The 23,451-nt window shown below is 46.0% G+C and carries 19 protein-coding genes and 4 pseudogenes; 4 read left to right on the top strand and 19 right to left on the bottom strand.

Translation table 11 applies throughout. From position 1 onward, the window contains the following. Positions 1–550: 550 nt before the first annotated feature. Positions 551–817, top strand: a pseudogene (locus tag FPZ49_RS19245) (JAB domain-containing protein); the annotation flags it as partial. A 499-nt stretch (positions 818–1,316) separates the two neighbouring features. On the opposite strand, the pseudogene FPZ49_RS36885 reads toward FPZ49_RS19245, so the two are convergent. The 5 genes and pseudogenes from FPZ49_RS36885 to FPZ49_RS19215 all read right to left on the bottom strand — a co-directional run. Next, positions 1,317–1,628: pseudogene (locus tag FPZ49_RS36885) on the bottom strand (enolase C-terminal domain-like protein); the annotation flags it as partial. 74 nt (positions 1,629–1,702) lie between these two features. After that, positions 1,703–1,852, bottom strand: a pseudogene (locus tag FPZ49_RS37520) (LacI family DNA-binding transcriptional regulator); the annotation flags it as partial. Between the two features lie 169 nt (positions 1,853–2,021). Then, the gene (locus tag FPZ49_RS19225) at positions 2,022–2,945 is read right to left on the bottom strand and encodes an oxidoreductase (RefSeq protein WP_144849917.1); all 924 of its coding nucleotides are present in this window, start codon (positions 2,943–2,945) and stop codon (positions 2,022–2,024) included. A gap of 109 nt (positions 2,946–3,054) precedes the next feature. Beyond that, entirely contained in the window at positions 3,055–3,771 is a 717-nt protein-coding gene (gene deoD, locus FPZ49_RS19220) for a purine-nucleoside phosphorylase (RefSeq protein ID WP_144849915.1), read from the bottom strand. A 207-nt stretch (positions 3,772–3,978) separates the two neighbouring features. Beyond that, positions 3,979–4,176, bottom strand: a complete 198-nt coding sequence (locus FPZ49_RS19215) for a hypothetical protein (RefSeq protein WP_144849913.1) — start codon at positions 4,174–4,176, stop codon at positions 3,979–3,981. A gap of 559 nt (positions 4,177–4,735) precedes the next feature. Between FPZ49_RS19215 and FPZ49_RS19210 the strand changes: the two genes are divergently transcribed. Further along, entirely contained in the window at positions 4,736–5,818 is a 1,083-nt protein-coding gene (locus tag FPZ49_RS19210; protein WP_144849911.1) for an amidohydrolase family protein, read from the top strand. A gap of 433 nt (positions 5,819–6,251) precedes the next feature. Here FPZ49_RS19210 and FPZ49_RS37515 read toward each other — a convergent pair whose 3' ends face one another. The 11 genes and pseudogenes from FPZ49_RS37515 to FPZ49_RS19160 form a co-directional block, all read right to left on the bottom strand. Beyond that, positions 6,252–6,368: a glycerophosphodiester phosphodiesterase family protein gene (locus FPZ49_RS37515; protein ID WP_391563840.1), complete on the bottom strand. Its 117-nt coding sequence runs from the start codon at positions 6,366–6,368 to the stop codon at positions 6,252–6,254. Positions 6,369–6,706: 338 nt separating this feature from the next. Next, positions 6,707–7,402 carry a hypothetical protein gene (locus tag FPZ49_RS35825; protein ID WP_186445920.1) on the bottom strand — a complete coding sequence of 232 codons (696 nt, stop codon included), beginning with the start codon at positions 7,400–7,402 and terminating at the stop codon, positions 6,707–6,709. A 322-nt stretch (positions 7,403–7,724) separates the two neighbouring features. Then, positions 7,725–7,913, bottom strand: a pseudogene (locus FPZ49_RS19200) (cold-inducible protein YdjO-related protein); the annotation flags it as partial. Positions 7,914–8,308: 395 nt separating this feature from the next. Further along, positions 8,309–10,549, bottom strand: a complete 2,241-nt coding sequence (locus FPZ49_RS19195) for a helix-turn-helix domain-containing protein (protein ID WP_186445919.1) — start codon at positions 10,547–10,549, stop codon at positions 8,309–8,311. Positions 10,550–10,664: 115 nt separating this feature from the next. After that, a complete protein-coding gene (locus FPZ49_RS19190; RefSeq protein ID WP_315899195.1) occupies positions 10,665–11,060 on the bottom strand; it encodes a Rieske (2Fe-2S) protein in 396 nt (131 codons plus the stop codon). A gap of 20 nt (positions 11,061–11,080) precedes the next feature. Beyond that, positions 11,081–12,235, bottom strand: a complete 1,155-nt coding sequence (locus FPZ49_RS19185; protein ID WP_144849905.1) for an amidohydrolase family protein — start codon at positions 12,233–12,235, stop codon at positions 11,081–11,083. 4 nt (positions 12,236–12,239) lie between these two features. Further along, positions 12,240–13,118 carry a carbohydrate ABC transporter permease gene (locus FPZ49_RS19180; protein ID WP_315899194.1) on the bottom strand — a complete coding sequence of 293 codons (879 nt, stop codon included), beginning with the start codon at positions 13,116–13,118 and terminating at the stop codon, positions 12,240–12,242. A 23-nt stretch (positions 13,119–13,141) separates the two neighbouring features. Next, positions 13,142–14,098 carry an ABC transporter permease gene (locus FPZ49_RS19175; RefSeq protein ID WP_144849903.1) on the bottom strand — a complete coding sequence of 319 codons (957 nt, stop codon included), beginning with the start codon at positions 14,096–14,098 and terminating at the stop codon, positions 13,142–13,144. Positions 14,099–14,149: 51 nt separating this feature from the next. Beyond that, a complete protein-coding gene (locus tag FPZ49_RS19170; RefSeq protein ID WP_144849901.1) occupies positions 14,150–15,235 on the bottom strand; it encodes an amidohydrolase family protein in 1,086 nt (361 codons plus the stop codon). An 18-nt stretch (positions 15,236–15,253) separates the two neighbouring features. Next, positions 15,254–16,810 carry an extracellular solute-binding protein gene (locus FPZ49_RS19165; protein ID WP_144849899.1) on the bottom strand — a complete coding sequence of 519 codons (1,557 nt, stop codon included), beginning with the start codon at positions 16,808–16,810 and terminating at the stop codon, positions 15,254–15,256. A gap of 193 nt (positions 16,811–17,003) precedes the next feature. Next, positions 17,004–18,095, bottom strand: coding sequence for a hypothetical protein (locus FPZ49_RS19160; protein ID WP_144849897.1), 1,092 nt, complete (start codon positions 18,093–18,095; stop codon positions 17,004–17,006). Between the two features lie 905 nt (positions 18,096–19,000). Between FPZ49_RS19160 and FPZ49_RS19155 the strand changes: the two genes are divergently transcribed. Next, on the top strand, positions 19,001–19,741 hold the full coding sequence (locus FPZ49_RS19155) for a Fic family protein (protein WP_144849895.1): 741 nt from the start codon (positions 19,001–19,003) through the stop codon (positions 19,739–19,741). Between the two features lie 240 nt (positions 19,742–19,981). On the opposite strand, the gene FPZ49_RS19150 is transcribed toward FPZ49_RS19155, so the two are convergent. Beyond that, complete coding sequence (locus tag FPZ49_RS19150; RefSeq protein ID WP_144849893.1) at positions 19,982–20,365, bottom strand: VOC family protein; 384 nt, start codon at positions 20,363–20,365, stop codon at positions 19,982–19,984. Positions 20,366–21,399: 1,034 nt separating this feature from the next. On the opposite strand from FPZ49_RS19150, the gene FPZ49_RS19145 reads away from it, so the two are divergent. Then, positions 21,400–22,569 carry an MFS transporter gene (locus FPZ49_RS19145; protein ID WP_144849891.1) on the top strand — a complete coding sequence of 390 codons (1,170 nt, stop codon included), beginning with the start codon at positions 21,400–21,402 and terminating at the stop codon, positions 22,567–22,569. Here the strand turns inward: FPZ49_RS19145 and FPZ49_RS36880 are convergent. Then, the gene (locus FPZ49_RS36880; protein WP_261381490.1) at positions 22,560–22,691 is read right to left on the bottom strand and encodes a hypothetical protein; all 132 of its coding nucleotides are present in this window, start codon (positions 22,689–22,691) and stop codon (positions 22,560–22,562) included. The genes FPZ49_RS19145 and FPZ49_RS36880 overlap by 10 nt on opposite strands. A gap of 389 nt (positions 22,692–23,080) precedes the next feature. Next, the gene (locus FPZ49_RS19140) at positions 23,081–23,272 is read right to left on the bottom strand and encodes a hypothetical protein (protein ID WP_144849889.1); all 192 of its coding nucleotides are present in this window, start codon (positions 23,270–23,272) and stop codon (positions 23,081–23,083) included. Between the last annotated feature and the right edge of the window lie 179 nt (positions 23,273–23,451).

Genomic DNA, 23,451 nt, shown 5'->3' with positions numbered 1-23,451 from the left:
AATGACTGGAGCCATCATAAGCAACGCCCGAAATGGAGGTACTGATAGAAGTAGAATTGCTGTTGCTCCAAGCCCCGCCGCTAGTGTAATAATTAGCCCTATTGCCTACCGCTAGAAATTCAGAGCCAACGGGTATGACAGTCATTGAAAGAGCACTGAATGATGACAATTGAACAGGAGTAGTCCACGATGATGCTGCGGCTGCAGGAGTAACATTAGGAGTTAACAATGAAAAGATTAAAATAAAAACAATAAATAGTTGTCTTAGAGAACTTATCCTCAAAATATAACCACCCTCACAAAAAATGGATCCAAACTCGTTTCAATTAACTCTAGCAATCTTCTAAATAGCGGCGAAATAGATTATTCTTCCGATTTAAAACCATCAACTTTCGATCAACAACCGTGCAGAGCATTTTCACCCCTTTTGTAGAAATGAAATATCGTCCATCCTGACATGATAATTATATTAGCACAAATTCCCAATATATAGGCATAAAGTCCTTGTTGATTGTGAAATATTTAATGAATCTTTAGAGTCAGACAACACAAAAACCATCTAATTTTCAAGGAGATTATCTCCATCGGTTCCCTAAATTCTGCGATCGTCCATCCCAGAGAGGTGTTCAGCCCAGCCATCAAACGCTCCTCTGCCTCTATTATTTGTGCACACAATCACCCTTCCACTGACCCGAGTCCTTCCCCTGAGGACATCGAAATAACGCTCCGTATTGTAGAAGCTGGTGCGATCATTGGCATAGAAGTACTCGATCATATCATTATTGGCGGGAATCGATATTACAGTCTAAAAGAAAAATACGCGCTACCTCATTCCTCATCTGGACATCCCAACAAACGCATGTTGCAAGTGCAGTTAACTTTCGTGGGATCGAACTCGTCATCCCCTGTCCTTCTCGAATGGTGAAGAAGTTTTCAAACCCTGCTTAAGTGGATTCACTCGCTACAAGCATGTCACAGCTTAACTACGGCCATTGTTGGTATGGAGCCAAGCAGTCATTACTCCGATCATTTTGTATTGCATCAATTATTGCATCAATAACTAATGCTAATACCATCGGTTATTCCGCCATTTGGCTGCTCGTTTACGGATAGTCGCTAACTCTAGTAGACAGCATCAGCAAACCAAACCAAAACCAAAAAAAAACCGAGCCGTGTCCAGCTTCCCTGCATAAGGGAACTTGACTTAGCTCGGTTTTTTTGAGGGAGGCTTGAGTCACACCGCCTAGCGCCACAAATCTGCTAGCCGCTGGCTGTTGGCTGAACAATGGCAAGCACGCCCCGCCGCAGTCAATCCGTCAATTCACGCGGTGCGCAATGAAGTCCTCTCTGACCTCGGTGCCCATTCCCGGCGTATCGGGCAGCAACACTTCGCCGTCAACCATCTTGAGCTGGGTGACCAACATCTTGTTCTCATGCTTCAAGCTGCCGCTCTCCAGATAGATTGCATTCGGGATCGCGCACAGCATGTTCACATTTACCGGCCCGCCGGCTCTGCGGTTATCCGGCTGCAAGACGGATGCCGCACCTGCTTGAACCGCATCATAAAACTGATGCTTCGAGTAATAGTTCTCGCCGATAGCAATCGGGATGTCGAGCGCCTGCACGAGACGGGCGTGATTTGCTTATGCTGCGGGATGAGGGGCTCCTCCAGCCAGCGGATGCGGGGAGCGGTGGATCCTCTGACGATCAGCCGGCAGGGCAGCGTATAAGGTTCGGGATGTGCACTGTCATACTCAATCATACGAATCAGGATTTCAGCAGCCATACTCACATGCTCGTACCGCTCCATCCTGACGGTGGTCAGAGGCGGACCTAATAGTTTGCATAACAACTGAACTATGTTAACGCTTTTCGTCGGAATTCAATTTCAATAGGCCACCGCCCTTGATCCCGACGAGTCACGTCTGCCCGGCTGAACGCCTTCAATGATATAGACCAGTTTAATGGGGGGCAGATTTATCTCATGATATGTACTCCATTTATTTAACTTCAAGTAACAGTCAATTTGGAAAAGTGTAATGGATCCCTGTCAGCTTCTCCGAAACCTCCCATAGCTGATTCGCGATCTTCTTATCAAATAGTTTATGTACAATAGGATCAATAATCGGATGACCTCGCTTCGCTCCACGTCCGTCCGGTCCTATGTATTCTCCGCCCTTTAATGACAGTTCTGTGGCTGCGTACAGGGTTGGCAACGCGCCCATCTCCGCAGTTTGAAACATCCTCCTCATTAGTAATCTAAGTAAGCCCCTTACTTCGCTACCCGAGCCCCGGGAAATGATATTCGTCGCTGCAATGCCGGGATGGCAGGCGATACTAATCGTTTCCGCTCTGGATGCGCTAAGCCGCAGCTGTAATTCCATAGCAAATAACAGGTTTGCCAGCTTGCTCTGCCGATAGAAGGGAAAACCGTGATATCCTTTCGAGCCGTCCAAATTATCGAAATCAATTCGACCACTCCTCGCAGCCAAGCTGCTGAGCGTTACCACACGAGATTTAGGGGTTTTGAGCAATTCGGGGAGCAGCAACCCAGTTAACGCAAAATGCCCCAAATGATTCGTCCCGAATTGCATCTCAAATCCGTCTTTCGTTTTCTGGTAAGGGGGCATCATGACGCCTGCATTATTAATCAAAATGGACAGGTTCGAATATTGCTTTTGAAACGCTGCCGCAAAATCGCTGATACTGCTCATATCTCCCAGATCAAGTTTCATAACCTTTACGATAGCCTTTGCATGCCGCAGTTGAATTTGCTTAGTCGCTGCGATCCCTTTCTGCACATTGCGAACGGCAAAAATCACCTCCGCACCTTTACTTGCAAGCCCCATGGCCGCATGTAACCCAAGCCCGCTGCTCGAACCGGTGATAACTATAGTTTTGCCCGATTGGTCAGGAATTGACGATTCATCCCATTTATTCGCCATGGTACCTCCACATCTTTTTGATGGTACTGTATCAAATGCATCAGATTAATAATAGCCGTGGTAATAAATAATTTTAAGCTTTAAACAAAAAAACCTTGATCACTGAAGATCAAGGCAGGGTAAATTCGTGAGTCGCTGTTTCCAGAGCTAATTGAATCATTTCGTTAAACGTGGTTTGTCTCTCCTGAGGCGACGTCTGTTCCCCCGTCAATACATGATCGCTCACCGTTAGAAGTGACAAAGCCTCAACCTCGAACTTAGCTGCGAGCGTATACAAAGCAGCTGTTTCCATCTCGACCGCCAGTACACCGTACCGAGCAAGCTTCGGTAACGAATCATTGTCCGAATAGAATAGATCTGCGGAGTAGACGTTCCCCACTTTCAAAGTAAGGTTCGTAGATTTCGCCAAATGATAGGCTTGTTGGATCATAGAAAAGCTGCCGATGGGTGCATAATCAATTCCCGGAAACGTGTTTCGGTTGATGCCTGAGTCTGTGCATGCGGCTTGGGCGACAATCACATCCCGTATATTCACATCCGTTCGTATGGCCCCGCAGGTCCCGATCCGGATTAATTTCTTTACACCAAAGTTGTTTATGAGCTCGTGAATATAAATACTTGCCGAAGGCATCCCCATCCCCGTTCCCTGCACGGATACTCTATGTCCGTAATAAGTTCCCGTAAATCCAAGCATCCCACGTACATTATTGTAACAGACTGCATCCTCCAGGAATGTTTCGGCGATGTACTTGGCGCGCAACGGGTCGCCAGGCAGCAGCACCTTTTCAGCGATATCTCCTAGTTGAGCCTCGATATGGACTGTCACGATATTTATATCCTCCTTCTGCTTGGCATAAGCCGGGCCTCGCTTAGTCTTTATGCATTGACTACTACCATATTATTACCAACGAAAACACTGATAAACTAAGTAATTTATTTCATAAGAATCATTTTTACGTAGTAGATTAATGAGCACTATCGAGCAAAACACTCCCCTGCTTCCATCATGTCCCAATATATATGAGCTATGTGCTCATTTGACATAAAACTCGCTCTCGCTACGAACGAAGTAAGTTCCGTTGAGTTTAACAGATATCGGAGTAATTTTTTCAATAATTCCTTTATCTTCTTCAACATAGATGTCATCTGCAGTGCGTTGTATTACACTGACTTGCATCTGGAACAACGCTGCTGCAAATAAGTCAGCATCAGTTCTCAATGGTTTGGCCATAACTTTATTCTAACTCCTTTTTTAGGTTGCTTGACAGGGCATCGAGAGCTTGTTTGATGCACTGTATAGCGTGAAAGACAGAATTCGGCGGCACAGATTTTGCACACCTCTTCACTAATATCGCATACGTTAACAACTCCAACGGTTGCTTTTGGATCGCTGCAGATATGATGCTCCGTCCTTCTCCAAGCCCGATAACTCCAAATCGATATGTTTTTTAGAGTCATACTCATACCGGCATAGCTCCTTATTTTCATGGATTTAGGAGGGAACCGTGATGAACCCCATTACTTTAATGATACACCCGATATATCGAAGTTGCATTAAAAAAATGGGATAATATGGGTTGTCGGTTATTCTCCTGCTCGTTATTTAAATAGTAAAGGTATTGCTTTCATTAGGATTTCATATTGGGCAGGAAACTTACTATGTAGATTAAAGTATGAAAAGCACTTAAGCGGATCTTGTTGCCAAGAGGGTTCTCAATATTACCGATGCTCATATTTATTAATAGATCGCAAGAATGAATGACAAAACAATGAAATGAGGAGAGCGTAGTATGCTTAATCCATTGTCAGTTAAAGCTTATGACGCAGTAACTAACAGTTTTTTTCCTGCGGTAATTAAAAAAGTTGGTGAAAAATACATAGTAGAAAAGAATTTTTCCAACGACTTTGAATCTGAGCTGTATATGACCCCTGGCTGGATTGATCTTCATGCGCATTTTAACGAAGGTTTTGGTCTTTTTGGTACTAATGCCGATGAAATCGGTTTTAAATCAGGTGTGTGTATGATTGTTGATGCCGGGACGGTCGGTGACTACACGATTAAGGGTTTTCGAAAATATGTAGAGCCGACTATTAAGACAAATTTTAAATTGTTTATATGTATAAGCCCCATAGGGGTTATCTATCATCATGAGTACAACGCTATGGAATACTTAAATGTTGGGCAAACAGTTAGTACAATTAACGAGAACCGCGACATTATTAGCGGAGTAAAGGTGCGTATCGGTAGCGAGGTCATTCGACACGAAGGTATCGAGCCACTTAGACTTGCTAGTGAGGTGGCAAGACTTACCCAGCTACCACTTATGGTACATATCGGTGGAACTCCTCCCCATTTATCCGATATGGAACCCTTTTTTAGGAACGGTGACATCGTGACGCATTGCTTTAACGGGCGTGGTGGGGATGCTTGGAATGCGGATGGAACACCGTCTACAGCTATGAAAAAACTCATTGATCGTGGTGTTATCCTGGATGTTGGGCATGGCAGTGCTAGTTTTTCTTTTGAAGTCTGCGAAAAGGCGATCAAGCAAGGGTTGCCCAAATTTTCCATTAGCACTGACCTCCATGCTCTTTCGCGTAAAAAATACGCTTTTGATATGGCTACAACGTTGACGAAAATGCTGGGGCTATCCATTCCTCTTGAAGATATTGTTTATGGGATAACTAAGTTACCTGCCGAAATATTGCGGCTCGATGATTGGTGTGATTTATCAGAGGTTAAAAACGCAACCATCTTCCGCATTGTGAATGAGCCGGATAATTACTATGATTGTGAGGGTCAAACTAGGAAGTATGATAAAAAGATTGTGCCGGTTGGCGTTGTGTTAAACGGAGAATTTATCAATATATAACCATATCGTTAAAAAACGTATTACACTTTTATAGGTGATGCCAAGTAATTTGTCGGTCTTAAAAGAAATAGACCGCACCAATCGCAAAGTGACGGTCTACTCTCCCATAACGAGCTAGCCCCCTTGAAGGGCGACTATTGATGCGGCCCGGATCCTATTTGCGCAGGTCCGGGTCTTTTAGTCTTCTCAGAGGAACTATTCGAGTGGCGAAACGAGGTACCCAGCCTCAATGTCATATTAGATGCGACGTTTTGGCGATGCACCTTATCGTTGATAATCGTAAAACCTTCAGGTTTGAGGACCTCCCCCACATCATCCGGCGTTACTAGATGATTAAGATTACATAAAATATATTATGTATACTTATGAGAAATCGATTGATGAGACCCTGCCTGCCTCAAGGTCTGTATCTAGACATTTAGAACCTATTGAATCACCGTTTATCATCATGCATTAGAAAGATTATATCGTCTTTGGTGTAGTGAAGGTCCGTTTCGACGCCATTAACCCCTGGATCGAGCCCATTATATTGGCCACCGAAATCTTTCAATCATTATACAAAACACTATATTTTGTTGAAAGTTATAGGTCTCCTGCAATACCTGGCTGTCCTGAATCGCCCTTTTCGCCTTTGCGCCCTTTGGACCGGCAATATTCCAATTCTGATCATTTTTATCACAGGTGTTTCCCGGTGCAGCTATTTCGACCTTGCCATTTGATTTGACACACGCGTTGATAACCTGCGTATTAGGCTGCTGTTGCACGGCTGCATAAACGCGCTCACACAGGTTTTTTAAGAGCCGTAATAGAGTTACAGATGATATTCCACATTCTTATGTTGGGTTAATCGAGAACTTAAACGGAAAAAGCAAATGTGCTCCCCGTTCATTACCCTTTATAGTCTGGATTCGTTTGAGTCCATCCTCCATAACTATTGACGCTCGAATCCCCATCACCATCTACCCAGGTTGTGCTACCATCTGCATTATGTCTCAAATATGGATCCACATGATGGGTATTAGGGTTTTCAACCGTACGGTCTGATGGCGTATCGGTTAGAGCATCCGTGTGGCTTCCCAGAGCATGATTAGCATCGATCGGTGTATCATGAGCACTATCCAAATCGGCTGCTTCGGCAATACCATCTACACCGTCAACAACATCTACGATTCCAATAGCCAGAACGCCGACGGCAGCCACTTTTACTAAGTTTTTTGCTCCTTGCTTCAGAAGTTCGCCATCTCCGTCTTTTAAACCACTAACTACATCTTTGCCATTCTCATAAACATAACCGATTCCCTGTCCAACCCCCATTATCGTAGACCCGACAGCTTGCCCGACATCGCTGAAACCAGCTTCCAATTGTTTTTCGTCTTGCGTAATAATCCCAGCACCGACATCCCATATTCCAGATGCAGCATTACCCAAGGTTTCTCCGGTTCGGATTGTCGCGTTCTCGACACCGTCCCCGATCTCTTTAATATAGTCACTTCCCGTTAATTCACCAACGACACGTACGCTGCCACCAATTACTTTTCCTGTAACTTCGCCAGCGAATTTCCCCAAATCTTTTAAAAATCCCATAGTCAGTCCTCATCCTCTGGATATATTGATATAATGCAAATCGAATTATAGGCAAAATATAATGTACATCTTGAATATTATATAGGAAAAAATTGCTATGAAGTCTTAAATTATTTTTATTGAATCATTCAGCTTTTACGGATGGAGAGTAATATAAAATTATTGATTTCCATCCCCACTCTCATTGTCTTAACTTAGTAGGACATTCCCGATTTTCTCCTTTAGCAAATTAAAAACATCGCTACGATTGTGCGATGTTTTTATAGAAAACTGTGAGAATAAGTCATTTATAGTTTCCAAACTTTAACGATATGTAAATCTTTCACACGATACCGCGACGGCGTTTTCTCATAGTTGTATCCAGATTTAATTCCTTTTCAATGCTTAGAATAGGAAGAATTTTTGTTCTGCGAACCATCTCTGATTCGCATAATGCACAAGTGGGAACTTTATTGAACGAAAAGTCTTCACGGACCCAACCCTTGCATCCTTCTTTTACACATAGCCAAACAAATGTCTCTTGTTATTGAACTGGTGGTTTATTAAATTGTCCTTTCAACTAACTTCCCTCCGTTTGATACTGCTACTACTAAGATATGCCACTGGTGCTTGAAAAAATGATCTTTTGAATCGGACTAGGAATTTCATCGCAAAAATCTATGCAAAAAAACGACCCTAATCTTCTTGGGATCGTTTCAGTGATTCTCAACTCGTCAAGACGTATCCGGTTCCCCTAGGCAGAAACTATTCCGCGACACATAACCGGCTAAATAAAATTCAGGGCACCCATACGTGCCCCGGGAAAGCGGTTCACGTCGGAGAAGCGTGGCTCCTTTTTGTAATGATATAGACCCACTTCCCGGTGGGAAAGTGTGAAAAAGAAGGCTAAGCCTCTTAACACTGTAGCTAAGTTTTACGATACATGACGCGGAATTGATTGGGTGTCGTGTTGTTGTATTTTTGAAAAATGCGAATGAAGTGCCGATCGGAAAAACCGACCGCGGAAGCAATTTCGCGAATACTCATATCCGTTTTCACAAGCATGGATTTCGATTGTTCAAGCTTGCACTGAATAGTAAATTCAACAAAGTTTATCCCCGTTTCTTTCTTGAACAAGGAACTGAAATAAGAGGGATTCATTCCCACAAGCTCGGAGCATTGCACCAGCGACACGCCCTCCAGCGCATGCCCGCGGATATATTCACAAATTTGCTCGACGGCTGACTTGGCCTTTCCCTTGTTCTCCTCTTGTAACACTTTCAAAAAGAGGCCGAATAGCCGATCCGTGAACCAATCGTGTATTTCCATAGAAGTACGGCATTCCCGCAGTTCTTCAAATAAAACATTTTCGCTCAACACATGATACATATTTCCGCCTTCCGAATTAAGAGCGAGCAGTAACGAGGCGAGCAATACAAAATAGCATTGATAAATAAAGCCCGGGTCTTCAGAGGTGCAGATGGATTCAGAAAAATGTCGCAGCTCTTCTAGCGCCTTCCCTACATCGCCGGCTCTGAGCGCTTGGATCATGCGAGTTTCCACCGATTGGGGAAATATCTGGGAGGTGTTTCTATGCATTTTATTGCCGTCACCAACGAAAAAAACACCCTCGTTTTTTCCATAAATGCGCTGCTGCAATGCTTTTTTCGCCTCCTGATACGAAATGGACGCATCGGCAATGTGGGTATATACTTTTCCGATTCCAACCGAAACTTCGATTTTCATAATCTCCGTCATCGAATGCCGGACTTCAATTGCATAGCGTCGAATTTGATGCAAGAAGTTATCCGTCGACATTTCTTTCCCTGGGTAGAGAATAGCGGTAGCTTTCCCGTCGTGACTGTTAAGTATATATCCGGAGATCAGAAATTGTCCCGTTTGCAGGAGCTCGTTCATCATATTTGCAGCAGAGTAAGCGACGATCGGCTCATCGTCTTTCAAAAAGCGGCCTTCTTTATGTAAATTTTCAATATCAACCACCATAACCGAATAGATTCCGCTCGAATGAATTCGATGTGTTAGGCAATCTTCATTCAGTGAATGGCGAATAAGCGGATTCCATTCCAGCAGCATCTGCAGAAATTTTTCACGCATCGTCGGTTCAATTCGTGATACATAGCTGTTGATTTTATGCGTTTCATCCTTAAGGTGGTCCATGCATTCTTTCAGAAACGAAGCTTCGTTTTCAACCGTTTCCCGCATGTTTCCGAAACTCAATTGTTCCCCGTACTTGATCAGCTGCTCGATCGGATTGTAGATTCGGCGCAAATGCAGCATGGTGATTCCGATGCTCAAACCTACAACGAGGATGACGATCAGGGCCACCAGCCACTGAATCCACATGAATTCGCGGGCAATCCATTCTCTCGGGATCACCGAAACATACGTTCTCCCAAGGGCTGTCTTCACATACGTGTATAAATAGGTATTCCCTCGTTCGTCTTGGATATAGCTGTTTTTGGCAGAATCCTCGCTCCCGAGAAAATCTTTCACTCGGGAGTCAGCCAAGAGGGCTGGCGAAGCTCCCGGTGAACTGAATAAGATTTCGCCTTGTGTGTCACGTACATACAACGCGGCAGTCCCCGACATATCCTTCAAATCGTTTTGCAGAACGTCGATTTTGACTTGATACATCAAGATTCCCCAGTTGGAGCCGTCATTCGGATTAGTTAGCTGCCGCCAAAATGTAAGATATCCTTTCTCTTTCCCGTACGGGAGCCATGTCCATTGCGCACGCTTGCTTTCTATAGGAATTTTAAAGATATCATCTGTCATTTTATTCCGTTTTCTTAGCACATTTCCAAATTCGCTGGACAATACAAAATCATCGCCAAATCGGTAAAGCATAATGTCCCCGATTAAACGATTCATATTTCGTTTCCTGGTAATGACATCGATAAGCTTGTTTTGAACTAAATAGTCCGTTGAATATCCCGGCTTCAGGGACGCTTCGTTCATCTGTGGATCCATCGCCAGCTGAAACGAATCCTGTTCTACATTGTGAAGGATCTCTTCCGTCCGGTCTTTGACTTGTGTTAGATTGGCCAGATTTTGATCTATCGCTTGCCGTGCCGCTTTGGACATGGATAATTGATAATATACGAAGCCTGTGATGACTACAGGGATGCAGATCGAGAAACAGCTCAACCATACCAACCTATTGAGTAGATTCTTCCGGAATCTGAAACTTCTTCGGATCTTAGGCGAGTACAGTTTACAAATCCAATTCCACATCGGCGCCCTCCCTGCAAGCGGAATAACGTTATACCGTTACGACAATCCAGCCCGCTTCCTCGGTAACCTGGTAAGTTTCCACACTGGGGCTGTCCTCCTCCGGCCGGTCTACGACTTCCACTTCGTATGTTTTCACCAAACATTTGAACGGATCGAACACGGACTTCCCGTTGGTAATATCAAATTCCCAGCCGTGCCACGGGCATCGTACAATTTCGCCGTCCCTTCCGTAAAGATATTCCCCCGGATCGGAAGGCAGCATAATGCCTTGAATATGTCCTACGCACAACTGCGCCCCCTGATGGGGACAACGATTTCGTATCGCGTAAAACTGGCCCCTGATGTTGAATACTCCGATGGATCGTCCTTCAATCGAAACAATTTTCCGGCCTCCCGGCGGGAGCTCTCGAACGGGACATACCATACATTTTCCCATTATTTCCATCATACTCCTTTTGAACTGATATTTAAATGGTACAATAGTTTAGCATTTTCCGATAAAATGCGGCTCCTGGCCCGAGGCGTTAAAAATTCTAGTTGGTCGGGTGAGGCGAAATGTTCATCCGGGTAGTCGCTCGAAAAGAGAAGCATCTCTTCGTAATTCATCATGGAAAGCACATCCAAAAGCTCTTCATTGCGCTGTGGCCGCTCCAACGGCTGCGTAGTCATTCTCACGTGATCACGTAAATATTCACTCGGAAGCTTTTTCATCCATGGAACTTCCGAGCGCAGTCCCTTGTATTCCTGATCGAGCCGCCACATCAGTGCCGGCATCCAGGTAACCCCGCCTTCCGTAATGACGATTTTCAGATCTGGAAATCGCTCAAACACGCCTTCCGTAAGCATGCTCACCAAATGGACCTGCATGGCGAAAGATAGACCGGCATAGTACTCCAAAAAATGGGAGGGGTATCCTTGCGAAGCCAGAATATTGATGCCGATTCCATCCGCTCCCGGATGAATGGCTAAAGGCAGTCCATGACGGGCGCAAGCGTCATAAATTGGGTAATAGTGGCGCTGGCCAAATGGAGCACGTGCGCCGGAATCGATTACTACCTGCACGAAATGGGGATGTCCGGCCCATCGTTCGATTTCCTTTGCAGCAGATTGGGGATCCTGATGAGCGATCATAATCGACCCTTTGAAAGCGCCATCCGCATTATATTCGTTCAACCATGTGTCGGAGAGCCACTTGTTGTAGGCGGTCGCAACAGCGGCAGCGTAATCCGGATCGTGGTTCGCCGAAACGTCGGCACGCGGCAGTAAAATGGCAGTAGTGATACCGTGAGGCCGCAGCAGCTGTTCGCGCAGGAATTCCGGTTCCGTCCCGGGGCTTCTTCCGTCAGGAGTGACGGTGCGGCGAGGCGTCACCGGGCTTTGAAAATAATGATTCTTCCGTATATGAAAGCGATGTTTCCACGGTTGGGCCAAATATTGCTTGATTTCTTCGGCATTTCGCGGATATACATGCACATCACAATCGATAATTCCTGATTGACTCTTGGAAAGTTCAGCTCTTGCCTCTGTTTCTTCGCTTAGCGGGTTTATCATCACTGTTCTCCTCTCTATGGTTCCTGTCTTTGTGGACGTACTGTTCACCCGCTTATCCTTTTACCGAGCCGAGCAGCACACCTTTGGCAAAATATTTTTGCAAAAACGGATAAACGACGAGAATGGGCAGCATAGCCACAACGACGGCGGCCAAGCGGATCGTTTCTTGCGGTAAAATTTGATCCGCGTCCCCCAGCGACCCTTGGACCGAATTGGCGTTCGCGTCCATGATCAGTGATTTGACCAGCAATTGCAAAGTCCACTTTTTCGCATCCGACAAATAAATCAAGGCATTGAAATAAGTGTTCCAGTGAGTGACCGCAAAGAACAGGGTAAATGCGGCCACGGCCGGTAAGGAAAGGGGCAGCACAATCTTGAAAAATACCCCGAGATCGTTGCAGCCGTCGATTTTCGCCGCATCCTCCAGCTCTTCCGGAAGCGTTTGCAAAAAGCTTTTGACAACGATCAAATTGAATGAATTGATCATGGCAGACCAGATCAGCGCCCAGTACGAATTTAGCAGGCCCAAGCTTTTAACCAGCAAAAAGTTGGGTACGATCCCCGCGTTAAACACTAAAGTGAAAATGACGCTGGCCATAATCAAATTGCGGTGGGGCAATTCTTTTTTGGTGAGCCCGTAAGCCATAGTGAAAGTAAACACCAAATTTAGCAGAGTGCCGATCACGGTAATGTAGACGGTGCTGTATAAGGCATTTCTGAAGTTGATCGAACCGAGAATATACTCGTAGCTTCGCAATGAAAATTTTGCCGGGATCAGAGTAAATGTGAACGGCTTATACACCCCAGGATCTGTTAGCGAAACGCTGATCACATAAAAAAACGGAAACAAACACAATAAGGAAAAGGCCAGCAGCAATAAGTAATTGACATAATCGAAAGCGGTCATTTTATTTCCGGTTGCCGCGCTCAAGCCTCCAACCTCCTACCATGCTTTTAATAGATACCTTCCTGCCCCATCCGCTTGACGATCGTATTCGATAACACCACAAGAAACAGGCCGATAACTCCTTTAAACATGCCTACCGTAACGCCGACGCTAATCTGGCCACGTTGAATCCCTTGGGTAAAGGTATAGGTGTCGAATACGTCCGCCACATTATTGACCAACGGACTTTTCATCAGCAGCACTTGTTCGAAACCGACGTCAGCTATATGTCCCAGTCGCAGGATAAGCAGAATGACGATTGTCGTTCGAATCGCCGGCAGCGTGATATGCCATATTTTCCGCCAGCGGCTTGCTCCGTCCATCTCGGCGGCTTCATAAAGCTGGGGATCGATGCCCGCCATGGCAGCCAGAAAAATAATCGTCCCCCAACCGACGTCTTTCCAAATGTTCTGTGCGGTGAGCAGGCCCCAGAAGTAGTCCGGGTTGGTCAGGAAAGATTGGGCTTTTCCGCCCGACTGAATGATGAACTTGTTGACGAGACCGACATCCTGCGAAAGCATAAAAAAAGTCAGGCTCGCCACCACCACCCAGGACATAAAGTGGGGCAAGTACAGAATGGATTGGTTCAAACGCTTGAACCAATCGTGCTTCAGTTCGTTCAGCATCAGAGAGATGATGATCGGAAGCGGAAAAAAGAAAACAAGGCTAAACAAATTAATGACCAACGTGTTGCGCAGCATGATATAAAAATGATCGTACGTAAATAAGTCGATGAAATTATCAAATCCGACCCATTCGCTGTGCCACATGCCCAGCGCCGGACTGTAATTCTGGAAAGATACCAAGAGTCCCCACATGGGAGCAACCTTAAATACCAGATAATAAAACACTCCGGGCAGCGTAAGCAGGTAGATGTATCGAAAGCGGACATATCTGCGCCAAGCAAGCGCTGCCTGCCGCCGGCTTTTTACGGAATTCATGTCGAGGATATTCGCTTCTTCCATATGTTCACTCCTTTGCGAGCAGCTCGCGGATAGCAAACGGCTACCCCGGCTTCACTTCAATCCGTATAGTTCTCTCGCGTTCTCGAAAAAGATCCGCTCCCGCATCCGATCGGGCAATTTAGGAAACGCATATTTCGGTGAATCGAAGTCCCAGTGCGGATAATCGCTGGCGAACATCAAGATGTTTTCAGCATCCATGAGCTCCAACATTCTCACCAGTTCACGGTCTTTATCGGGGCGTTCGATTGGTTGGCTGGTTAACCGTATGTGATCCCTCATATACTCGCTCGGCTTGCGGCGCAGCCAGGGTACTTCTTCGGAATAACGCTCATACATTTGATCGAGGCGCCAGAGTAAAGTCGGCAGCCACGCCACTCCTCCTTCAACCAGAACGACCTTGAGCTTCGGGAACCGTTCAAATACGCCTTCGACCAACAAACTGACCAAATGGGACTGGTAGCTGATAGAATGGAGCGTGGCCCATTCTATATAATGGGTCGGATACCCGATCGTCGGTTGTATATTGATTCCGATCCCGTCCGCTCCGGCGTGAATCGCGAAAGGCAGGCCGTAATGCTCGCAAGCTTCGAAAATGGGATAGTACATTTTTTGACCGTATGGAGCCCGCGAGCCGGAATCGCTCAGAACTTGAACGAATTGCGAATGGGCCGCCCAACGTTCGATTTGTTTGACAGAACCTTCCGGGTCCTGGGTCGAAATCAAAATCGAGCCGCGAAACACTTGGTCATGATTATAATCCCTTAACCATGTATCTGCCTGCCATTCGTTATACGCCGAGCAGACGGCTGTGGCGTAATTTGCATTCGGCAACGGATTGGAGAAAGGCCTGGGAAGCAAGATCGCATAATCGATGCCGTATTCATTGATGAGCTGCTCGCGCAAAAAATCAGGATCTGATCCCGGCCCCCCGCCCCGGGGGGGGACCGAATCCGTACGGTTGACGTTCATCGGGTGATGATAAAGATCACGGCCGCTTAGGGAAAATCGAGAGCGCGAGTAGGGGTCCATATACTTTCGGATTTCATCTGCATTTCTGGGAGCCACATGCACATCACAGTCAATGATTCTTTGTTTGCGCATCGAATTCTGGTTTGTCTCCTCTTTAAGAGTCTGCATCGGTCACTTTCCTCCCGTCTATTGTTGCATCTGTTTGTAGCTCTCGGCGAATTCTTTATAAGCTTTTTTGAAATCCGGCATATTGTTCAATTTATCGACGTAGGCCTGGTAATCCTGCATCGAAATGGCACCGGTGATTGCTTTGGTTCGCATAGCTGTCCATTCGTCGGAGTATTTCGACCATACTTTTAACCAGCTGTCGGAGAAAAGTACAGTACTCAAAGGTACTTGAGCGATATTTTCAACCGGTTCCATCTCTTTGATTTTCGCTTCATTCCATTCTTTCGAAGCCTGGGGATCTCTTACCTTCAGCCAACGATCATCGGCGATCGGCACAAATTGATACAAGTCGGTGTCGATCTCTTTTTTGCCCACATCGGTCAATTTTTTCACACCATCCGCCGTTGTGAAGTCAACGCCCTCGATCCCGTAAGTGAACAAATCCAACAGTGCAGGGTCAGCCGACTGATCGAACATTTTCAAAATTCGTTTGACCTTATCTTCCGGAACTTTTTTCGAAATCAAGATATAGCCTCCGGATCCGACGGTCCGCTCCAATGCGTAGCCTTTCGGCCCTTTCATAATCAGCGAGTCCACATTCGCATCTGTCATTCCCTTTTTCCTTAAAGCATCTGTAGCTGTCCAGGCATGGTAAATGTTCCACACATAGCTGGCGCTTGATCCGGAGGTAAACATATCCTGAAGCTGCGCGCCTTTCATGACGGAAAATTCTTTGGGCAGCACTCCATCTGCATAGCGATCCCGATACCAGGCAACAAAATCTGTATAATTCTTTGTAAGGAAAGGATAAATGAGACCGCCTTCGCTGTTATTAACCGGCTCGTTCGTGCCAAAAGCACGACTGTAATAATCGTTGAATTCCATCCCGATCGTATTCCCGTTGCCGGCCATGTTCTTTTGGACGATCTGTTTCAAGTCTGCAGCAAATTCATCCATCGTTTGCGGCATGGGCAGCCCCAATTTGTCCAGCCAATCCTTACGAATCTGTGGGATGACATTCAGCTTAGGACGCGTCAGCGGCAAGGAGTACAGCTTTCCATCAATTTTAAAATATTTCGACCACTCGGGTACGATCTTCTTTAGGTTCGGGTAATCTTTATAATCGCCCAGGAACGGCGTAAGATCCCAAAACAAGCCTTGCTTGGCGGCGTTGACGGTGGGCAGGTAATTTTCCGGGGAATCAATGATATCGGGAAGGTCGCCGGAAGCGAGGACGATATCGAGTTTGCTGGTATAGTCGCTTTGCGGTACCCAATCTACGGTTAAATTCACATTTAACTTTTTTTGAATTTCAGTCCAAACTGCATTTTTCATATCCGGTACTTGAAAATAAAGAAACGACATGACTTTCAAATCCAGCGGCTTTTGATCGTCTCTCGCTGCCGTCCCCGTTCCCTGCGCCGGTGTCCCTTGCGCAGGTGTCCCCTGCCCCGCGCCACTGCTCCCGCCCGTGGGGCTGCATGCCGCCACCAACATGGCAAGAATAAGGTTCATTCCAACCATGGAAAGCGTCTTTTTCTTATTGCGTATGTTGGATATATAACCTTTCCGCATACTTTCGTACCTCCCTTAGTCTTCAATTTGCTTAGCTTTGCACACAGTATAAGCCTCAAGTTGCCAAGACAGCCAGTGACATTATTCAAGATTCATACAAAATCCAAAAAAATGTCTCTCTAGTGTGATATACCTCATGGATTTTTAGCGTTCTGATACTTTAGAGATGTCATAAGAAAATTTCTTGAAGCTGTTAGTTCTGGAATGCACAAGGTAGTAATGGCTCCAAATTATCATGATTCATGGTCTGCAGAGCTCCGTGGATATCTTCGACCAATAGCTTTAAAGATTGCAGATACGGAGCCACCCTGTCCCTGTCTTCGTTGTTCCTCGTTGGTGTCAACATCTCCCTATGCCCGCTCATCAGGTTCTGGGCAAAAAGGAACGTTCCCGACAAACCGGGCAGCGGACTATCCGTATAAAAAGCAGTCGAACCGTCGCCGCTAAGGGTAGCGGTGAATTTCAAGTCGTTGGCCGCAATCGACAGGTCGGACAGCTTCGTCACCTGCGCGGGCGGTGCTGTCAAGGTCACCTCCGTTCCATCGGAACGGTTGCCCGCACGATCCATCATGCGGATCCGGAGGTTCAGTTTGCCGTTCGGCTTCACGTTGACCAGATCTTGATGAATATTCGGATTCTTCAGATCCATAAGCTTTTTATCGGCGCAGACGTTCTCCAGCTCATAACCCACCAATTGTGGATCTTGCACTGCCGCCGTCTCCCCCTCCACCATGGGAGGATTCCACTTGACCAGCGCTTGGTTGACGGCAAACATTTCCCAAGTCACATCGAAAACGTCTCCGGCCGGCGTCCAGTCCGTCACCAGCGTTAGCGGGTTGGACGCCATGCTCTCCACCCCATTCTTAAGAGCGGTCGCATAGAAGGTGAGCGTTCCCTCTCCCAAGTCCGATAGAGCCACATCAATGGCAAACTTCCCTTGGTTATCTGCTATGGTCGGTTCCCCGATGGCCGATGCTTCCCCTCTGTCCAGGGAATACCAGAGCCTGACCGAATCCCCTGCCTTCGCCTTCCCGCTGATGCCGACCTGTCGCTCGTTCGTCAAGGACACCGGCAGCGGACTGAAAACCGGCACCTCGTGGGTGCTGGACATGACCATCTGACCGCCGTTCCCGTACACTGAATTCCATACAGTCCCCGCTTGGCCGGCGGTTAACTTCGTCCCAATGCCTCCCCCCGTATTTGCAAAAATTTCATGGGGCATGCTCCCCACAAACAGAAAGACCGAAAGCATCAGACCGATTCCGGCCCGCCACTTCTTTCCCAACCACCCTTTAACATCGTTTAGAGTCCTCCTCTTTTCGTGTTGCCTTATTGATCTTCTTCTTTTCACGTAACCTCACTTTAACCGTGGCTTGTGAGAGAACCATTCCATATCCACTCATAGCGACCCTGACAAACCAAATTTTATCCCCAACTGGAAAAATCGGGTAGGCTGAAATTTTATCACCCTAGTAATGTTATTAGTTGGAGGCAATTCCCAATAGGTGTGGCGATATTTCCGATGGAACGGTAACCTAACGCCAAATCAGGCGATTCGGTTGGACAGGAATCTTCCGTGGTAGGCGACCAGCTAACGTCGGTGTCGGCTAGCCGGCAGTAAGACCGTGGAACAATGGCGGGTTGGTGGGAATGAGATGATGAACAGACGGTTGTGTGGTCAAGCGATTAGGGGCGACATAGTGGTAGAAACAAGGGAGCATGAGGAAAGACGCAACGTATGAAGGAAATTGATAAAATGTCAGGCGTCGGGCTCATAGCTACTAATCTGAGGGCGTCGAACGTGGTTGTCAGCCCATTAACGCTTCCATCCGGAATGATAATGGTGGATCTGTTATGACGAGCTTGCTTACCGCACTACCATTTTGTACTGCATCAATAACTGCATCAATAATTAGTGCTCATACCATCGGTTATTCCGCCGTATTATCAAGAAATCATTTTCTTCAAAGCATATATTTCGTATAACAAAATGATCCTCAGATTTCTTGCGCAGAAGCTGGAAGTGTTCCTGCACATGCGCAAGTAGGTACCCGGTACCCGTTAGGTTTATTTCTAAGGGTAGATATTGAAGCAGTAAAATTAAGATGTGCATCGCTATATGATTAGAACCGTCTAACTAATATTCTATTTGTTATAATGATAATGACTAGTGTTAGGAGGATGGTGAATATGAAATTCGAGAAAATCGATAAATTAAAAGTCGAACTAGATTCACTTCGACCTCTGCCAGCCGCCGCTGTGAGAAATTTGGATGAGATATATCGAGTAGAGTGGACTTTTAACTCAAACGCAATTGAAGGTAACACTTTGACCTTACTGGAAACTAAATTAGTTATAGAAGATGGACTAGCAATTGGTGGTAAAAAGCTACGAGAGCACTTTGAGGTTATTAATCATGTCGAGGCAATTAATTACGTTAAGGATATCGTTAATCGAAAAATTGAGTTATCTGAATATGTGATTAAGTCGATTCATCAATTAGTGCTTAAAAATATTGACGACGAGGATGCAGGCCGATATCGAATGATCAATGTGGGAATATCTGGATCCCAGCATACTCCACCAAACTTTGCTAACGTCCCCGAGAAAATGGAACAATTGATTCAGTGGTATCAACAATCAAAGAATAAATTCCACCCGGTTGAACTAGCAGCGCGATTTCATTTCCAGTTCGTTTATATTCACCCGTTTACGGACGGAAACGGACGAACGGCTCGATTATTAATGAATTTAGTTTTAATGGGTTTTGGTTTCCCACCCGCTATTGTCAAAGCTGAGAGTGGAATCCGTTTAAAGTACTATGAAACACTTGAAGAAGCCAGTGTAAATGATAATTTGAATCCTTTCATTAACTTGATTGCTGAGTGTGCGGAAGATAGTTTGCAGAGATATATCGCGGTGGTTAAATGAATTTAAAATTCTGTGAAAAATTAGAACTAAGTATATAAGGCCGACAATATAGTTAGGCGGTTTCATGCTCCTTCAAAATGGCTAATTTCTCTTCCCCACAGTACTCATTAATTTTGGGCATGAAAAAGCCCCTCTTGATAATAAACAGGTTTTATTTTTTCACCTGTCTACCTAAAGGGGAGCATATCAAGGACTGGTTGACTTTTTACATTTTACTTTTTATGAACGAGCCTTTATGCTTTAATCCCTAAAATCGCAATCCAGTTCGATAATGTTTTTATCGGGATCGGTAATGTAGATTTGCGAAAAGCCGGTAACAGCATGCGGTCTTGCTTCGTATTCGATACCGTTTGCTTCGAGCCAGTCAATGGTCTCTTGATAATTCTCCACCACGATCGCCAGATGACCATCTTTAGTATCGAGCACCCCTTTTCGAATGGTTTCGCCGTCGTGAACAATCAGATGAAGTTGCTGCCCGCCGACATCAAGCCAAACGCCTCGACTAGTTTGAATAGGAGGTCGAGGAATTTCTTGAAGCCCCAGGACATGCTTGTAAAAGGCAACCGAGCGTTCGAGGTTTGTAACCGAAATGCTTACGTGGTGGTACTTTTTGCACTGCAGCATCGTGAATTCCTCCCCCTGGCTGTGTTGTATTTGTACTACCTTTATTTTACAAATCATAATTCTATGTCAAGGTACTTTCCTCCTCTTTATTTATATAAATTTTATAAACAACACTACTTTCGTGTAAACGGCCATGCTAAACACCAGAAGTCCAGTTTTCCCTACCTGCTCCAGCCCGGTAATTTTTGTTTAAGTTACCCTCAATTCCAAGCAGGGACATTTAGCACGGGTGCCCCCATTACTCCTCCTAGTAATTGTTGTGGTGGTGGTGGCGGAAGCACCCAACAGTCTCCATCGAAGGACCTGAAAGGGAAATGACGTATGAGTTTACACCTGCTCCAATTCACTTGTTGCTCAGCCTTGCCTCGGAAGCGAAAGAATTAACACAAGAAGCATCCTTTCTTCGTAACAAAATTATTCAAGCCCTCAAGCGAAACACTCAATGTTTGCATACATTTTGGCCAGTAACTACCTACTTTCAGATATCTCAGCCATCGGCCAGCATGTTGATCTTCCACACAACCTCCGTGAGGATTACGAGATGGCCGAACGGTTTGCCACCTCCTCTATGGAACCAATATTGGACGCAAGTATAAACTTATTAAGCAATCGTACTTTGCTTTCGTTCAAGGCGATTATGTTTTTACGTTCTTGGCGTCCTGTGGTTCCAATCAAACTGCCGCAGAGATCAATTCTGTTCTTGCTTCTACGTATTTTGGAACGGCACAGGATACTCCTAGTTCGCAAAAGTCGATCCCATAAGCGAAAAAAAGGTTAAGTGAATAGCTTAACCCTTTTCTTTTACAATCGGAAAAAATGGATCGCGATGTTAATGGAGTACCCTGCTTGACCACCGCTAACAAGAATCACCAAATCATTCCCCACGGAACTATGAAACTCAGTGAAGCAGGGCCCGTTCAATTGGCCTGAAATCGTAAGTGTGCAAATAATATTTCCCAAATTAATGTCCGGACAATGTATAATGTAAACGTATGCAAGACTGAAAAAATCCCACCGAGAAATCAGGTGTTTTCATGGCACTGCGCAATATTATCATGATTGTTTTCAGCTTTCAAGTCATCTACAATATGACAAGGCCGGTCGTTTCACTTTATGCTTCCTCACTGGGAGCTTCTACCTTCGACATCGGGCTGCTCACAGGGGCGTTTGCCTTTGCTCCGTTAATGCTTGCAATTCACGCCGGACGGGTTACCGACAAATTTGGGGACCGCCTCCCCGTGCTGCTCGGCAATATCGGCATAGCAATCGGGATGGCGCTTCCCTGGCTGTTTCCGACTATGTGGGCGCTGTTTGCCAGCCAGATCATCGTCGGAATATGCAACATCTTCATCTCAGTATCACTGCAAAATGTCATCGGTCACGCCGCACCCGAAGGCAAACGCGACCATTATTACGGGCTGTTCGGCACAGCAGTGGCGGTGGGAGGGGTCGTCGGACCGATCCTCGGCGGATATATCGTGCAGCATTTCTCGTATGCCGCAGCGTTTTTCGCATCAGTGCTGCTTGGTATCGTGCCTATCTTATTCTCGCTGATAATCAGGAACGAACGGAGAAGCAATCCGAAGGCCGGCAGCGAGTTTACCGCTTCTTTTACACTGTTAAAAATGCCCATTTTGCGCAAAGCGCTGCTGTCTAGTGCACTTGTACTGTATTCACGTGATATATTTGTTGCATATTTTCCGCTATATGCTGACAGCATAGGCATTTCAGTATCGACCATCGGCTGGATTCTCTCTTCGCAAAGCCTGGCTATGGTCGTCATACGCGCCGCTTTGAGTAAGCTCACCGAATCGCTCGGCCGCGATCGGGTACTGCTTGCTTCGATTGTGGCGGCCGGCTTGGCGTTTGTGCTTGTGCCGTTCACCAGCCATCCTGTTCTGCTCGGCATTTGGGCAGCGCTGATGGGATTTGGATTGGGGTGCGGACAGCCCTTATCGATGGCAACCGCCTACAACGTATCGCCCAAAGAACGGACCGGCGAAGTGCTTGGATTACGGCTGGCATTCAATTGTCTGTCCCAATTGCTCGCGCCGCTATTTTTCGGTGTCATCGGCTCAATGCTCGGGCTGCTTTCCGTCTTTTTTCTCAGTGGCGCGTTTCTGTTCAGTGGTAGCTGGGCGATAAGTTCCAAGAAGTCCGCTACAGCTGTACAAAGCTTTGAAACCACGAGCCTTCACAAGTAGGATTCATTAGATTCTACTACGTTCGTGTTCAGCTCGAGCTTTGCCACCACGAGCCGTACGATCAGATAAAAAACAAGACCCGACAAAGCTGCTAATTGATACATTGGTTTGAGGTTGAACATTTACTTCCCTCCATTGATGAATCCAAACGTCTCACGGTCAATGTTCCTATCCTCGTCCAACTCACGAATCAAGACAAGCTCATCGTCCAACGGTATGATTTTAACATTTGCGTCCGGCGGGTTTTCTAAATGTGCCCACATGCGACGAAGATCCCGTTCCCAGCGCTTTTGCTCCAACTTGTACCTCTTTACGACCGCTGAAGAAGCATTAGGGTACAGCTGATCCTTCTCCTTATCGAACTCAGGCCAACTATACCATGGCGGCTGCCCCATAGATAAAATGATCATCGATCCTTTTGTTCGTCTCCATCATTCTGCTGCTTTCTAATAACGATCTCGGTTCCAAAAACGGCCTTATTAAACAACCTATCCCCGAGCTCTCTCCTCGTCTAAGGCCGCCATTTGGCGAATGCCAATGTACATCCCATAGAAACAGAGCACTTGTATGATGAGCCTAGTTTTTCTGCCGTCTGGATACCGAGGGTCAGGAAGTACTGTTTCATGCCGGCGTAGAAGTCGTCCTTGTCCTTTTCCCGCTCCACCGGCTTACTGTTTTGCGCAAATTCATAAATCTTCCCCATTCTCATTCCCCCCAAACGATTGAAACACATTTTTCATGCAGTCGATGCATTCTGATTACACATACATTTTATCGCTTTGGCGGCATCAAGCAGCCACATGCAATGCCGCCACCCATAACAAAATCGCTCTCGCCGTGTACCTTCGCTTCTCGAATAAAGGTATCGACCTTATCCCGAAT

It is taken from the genome of Paenibacillus cremeus, from assembly GCF_007786445.1.
Lineage (GTDB): Bacteria > Bacillota > Bacilli > Paenibacillales > NBRC-103111 > Paenibacillus_G > Paenibacillus_G cremeus.
This window is presented reverse-complemented; position numbering and strand designations above follow the sequence as displayed.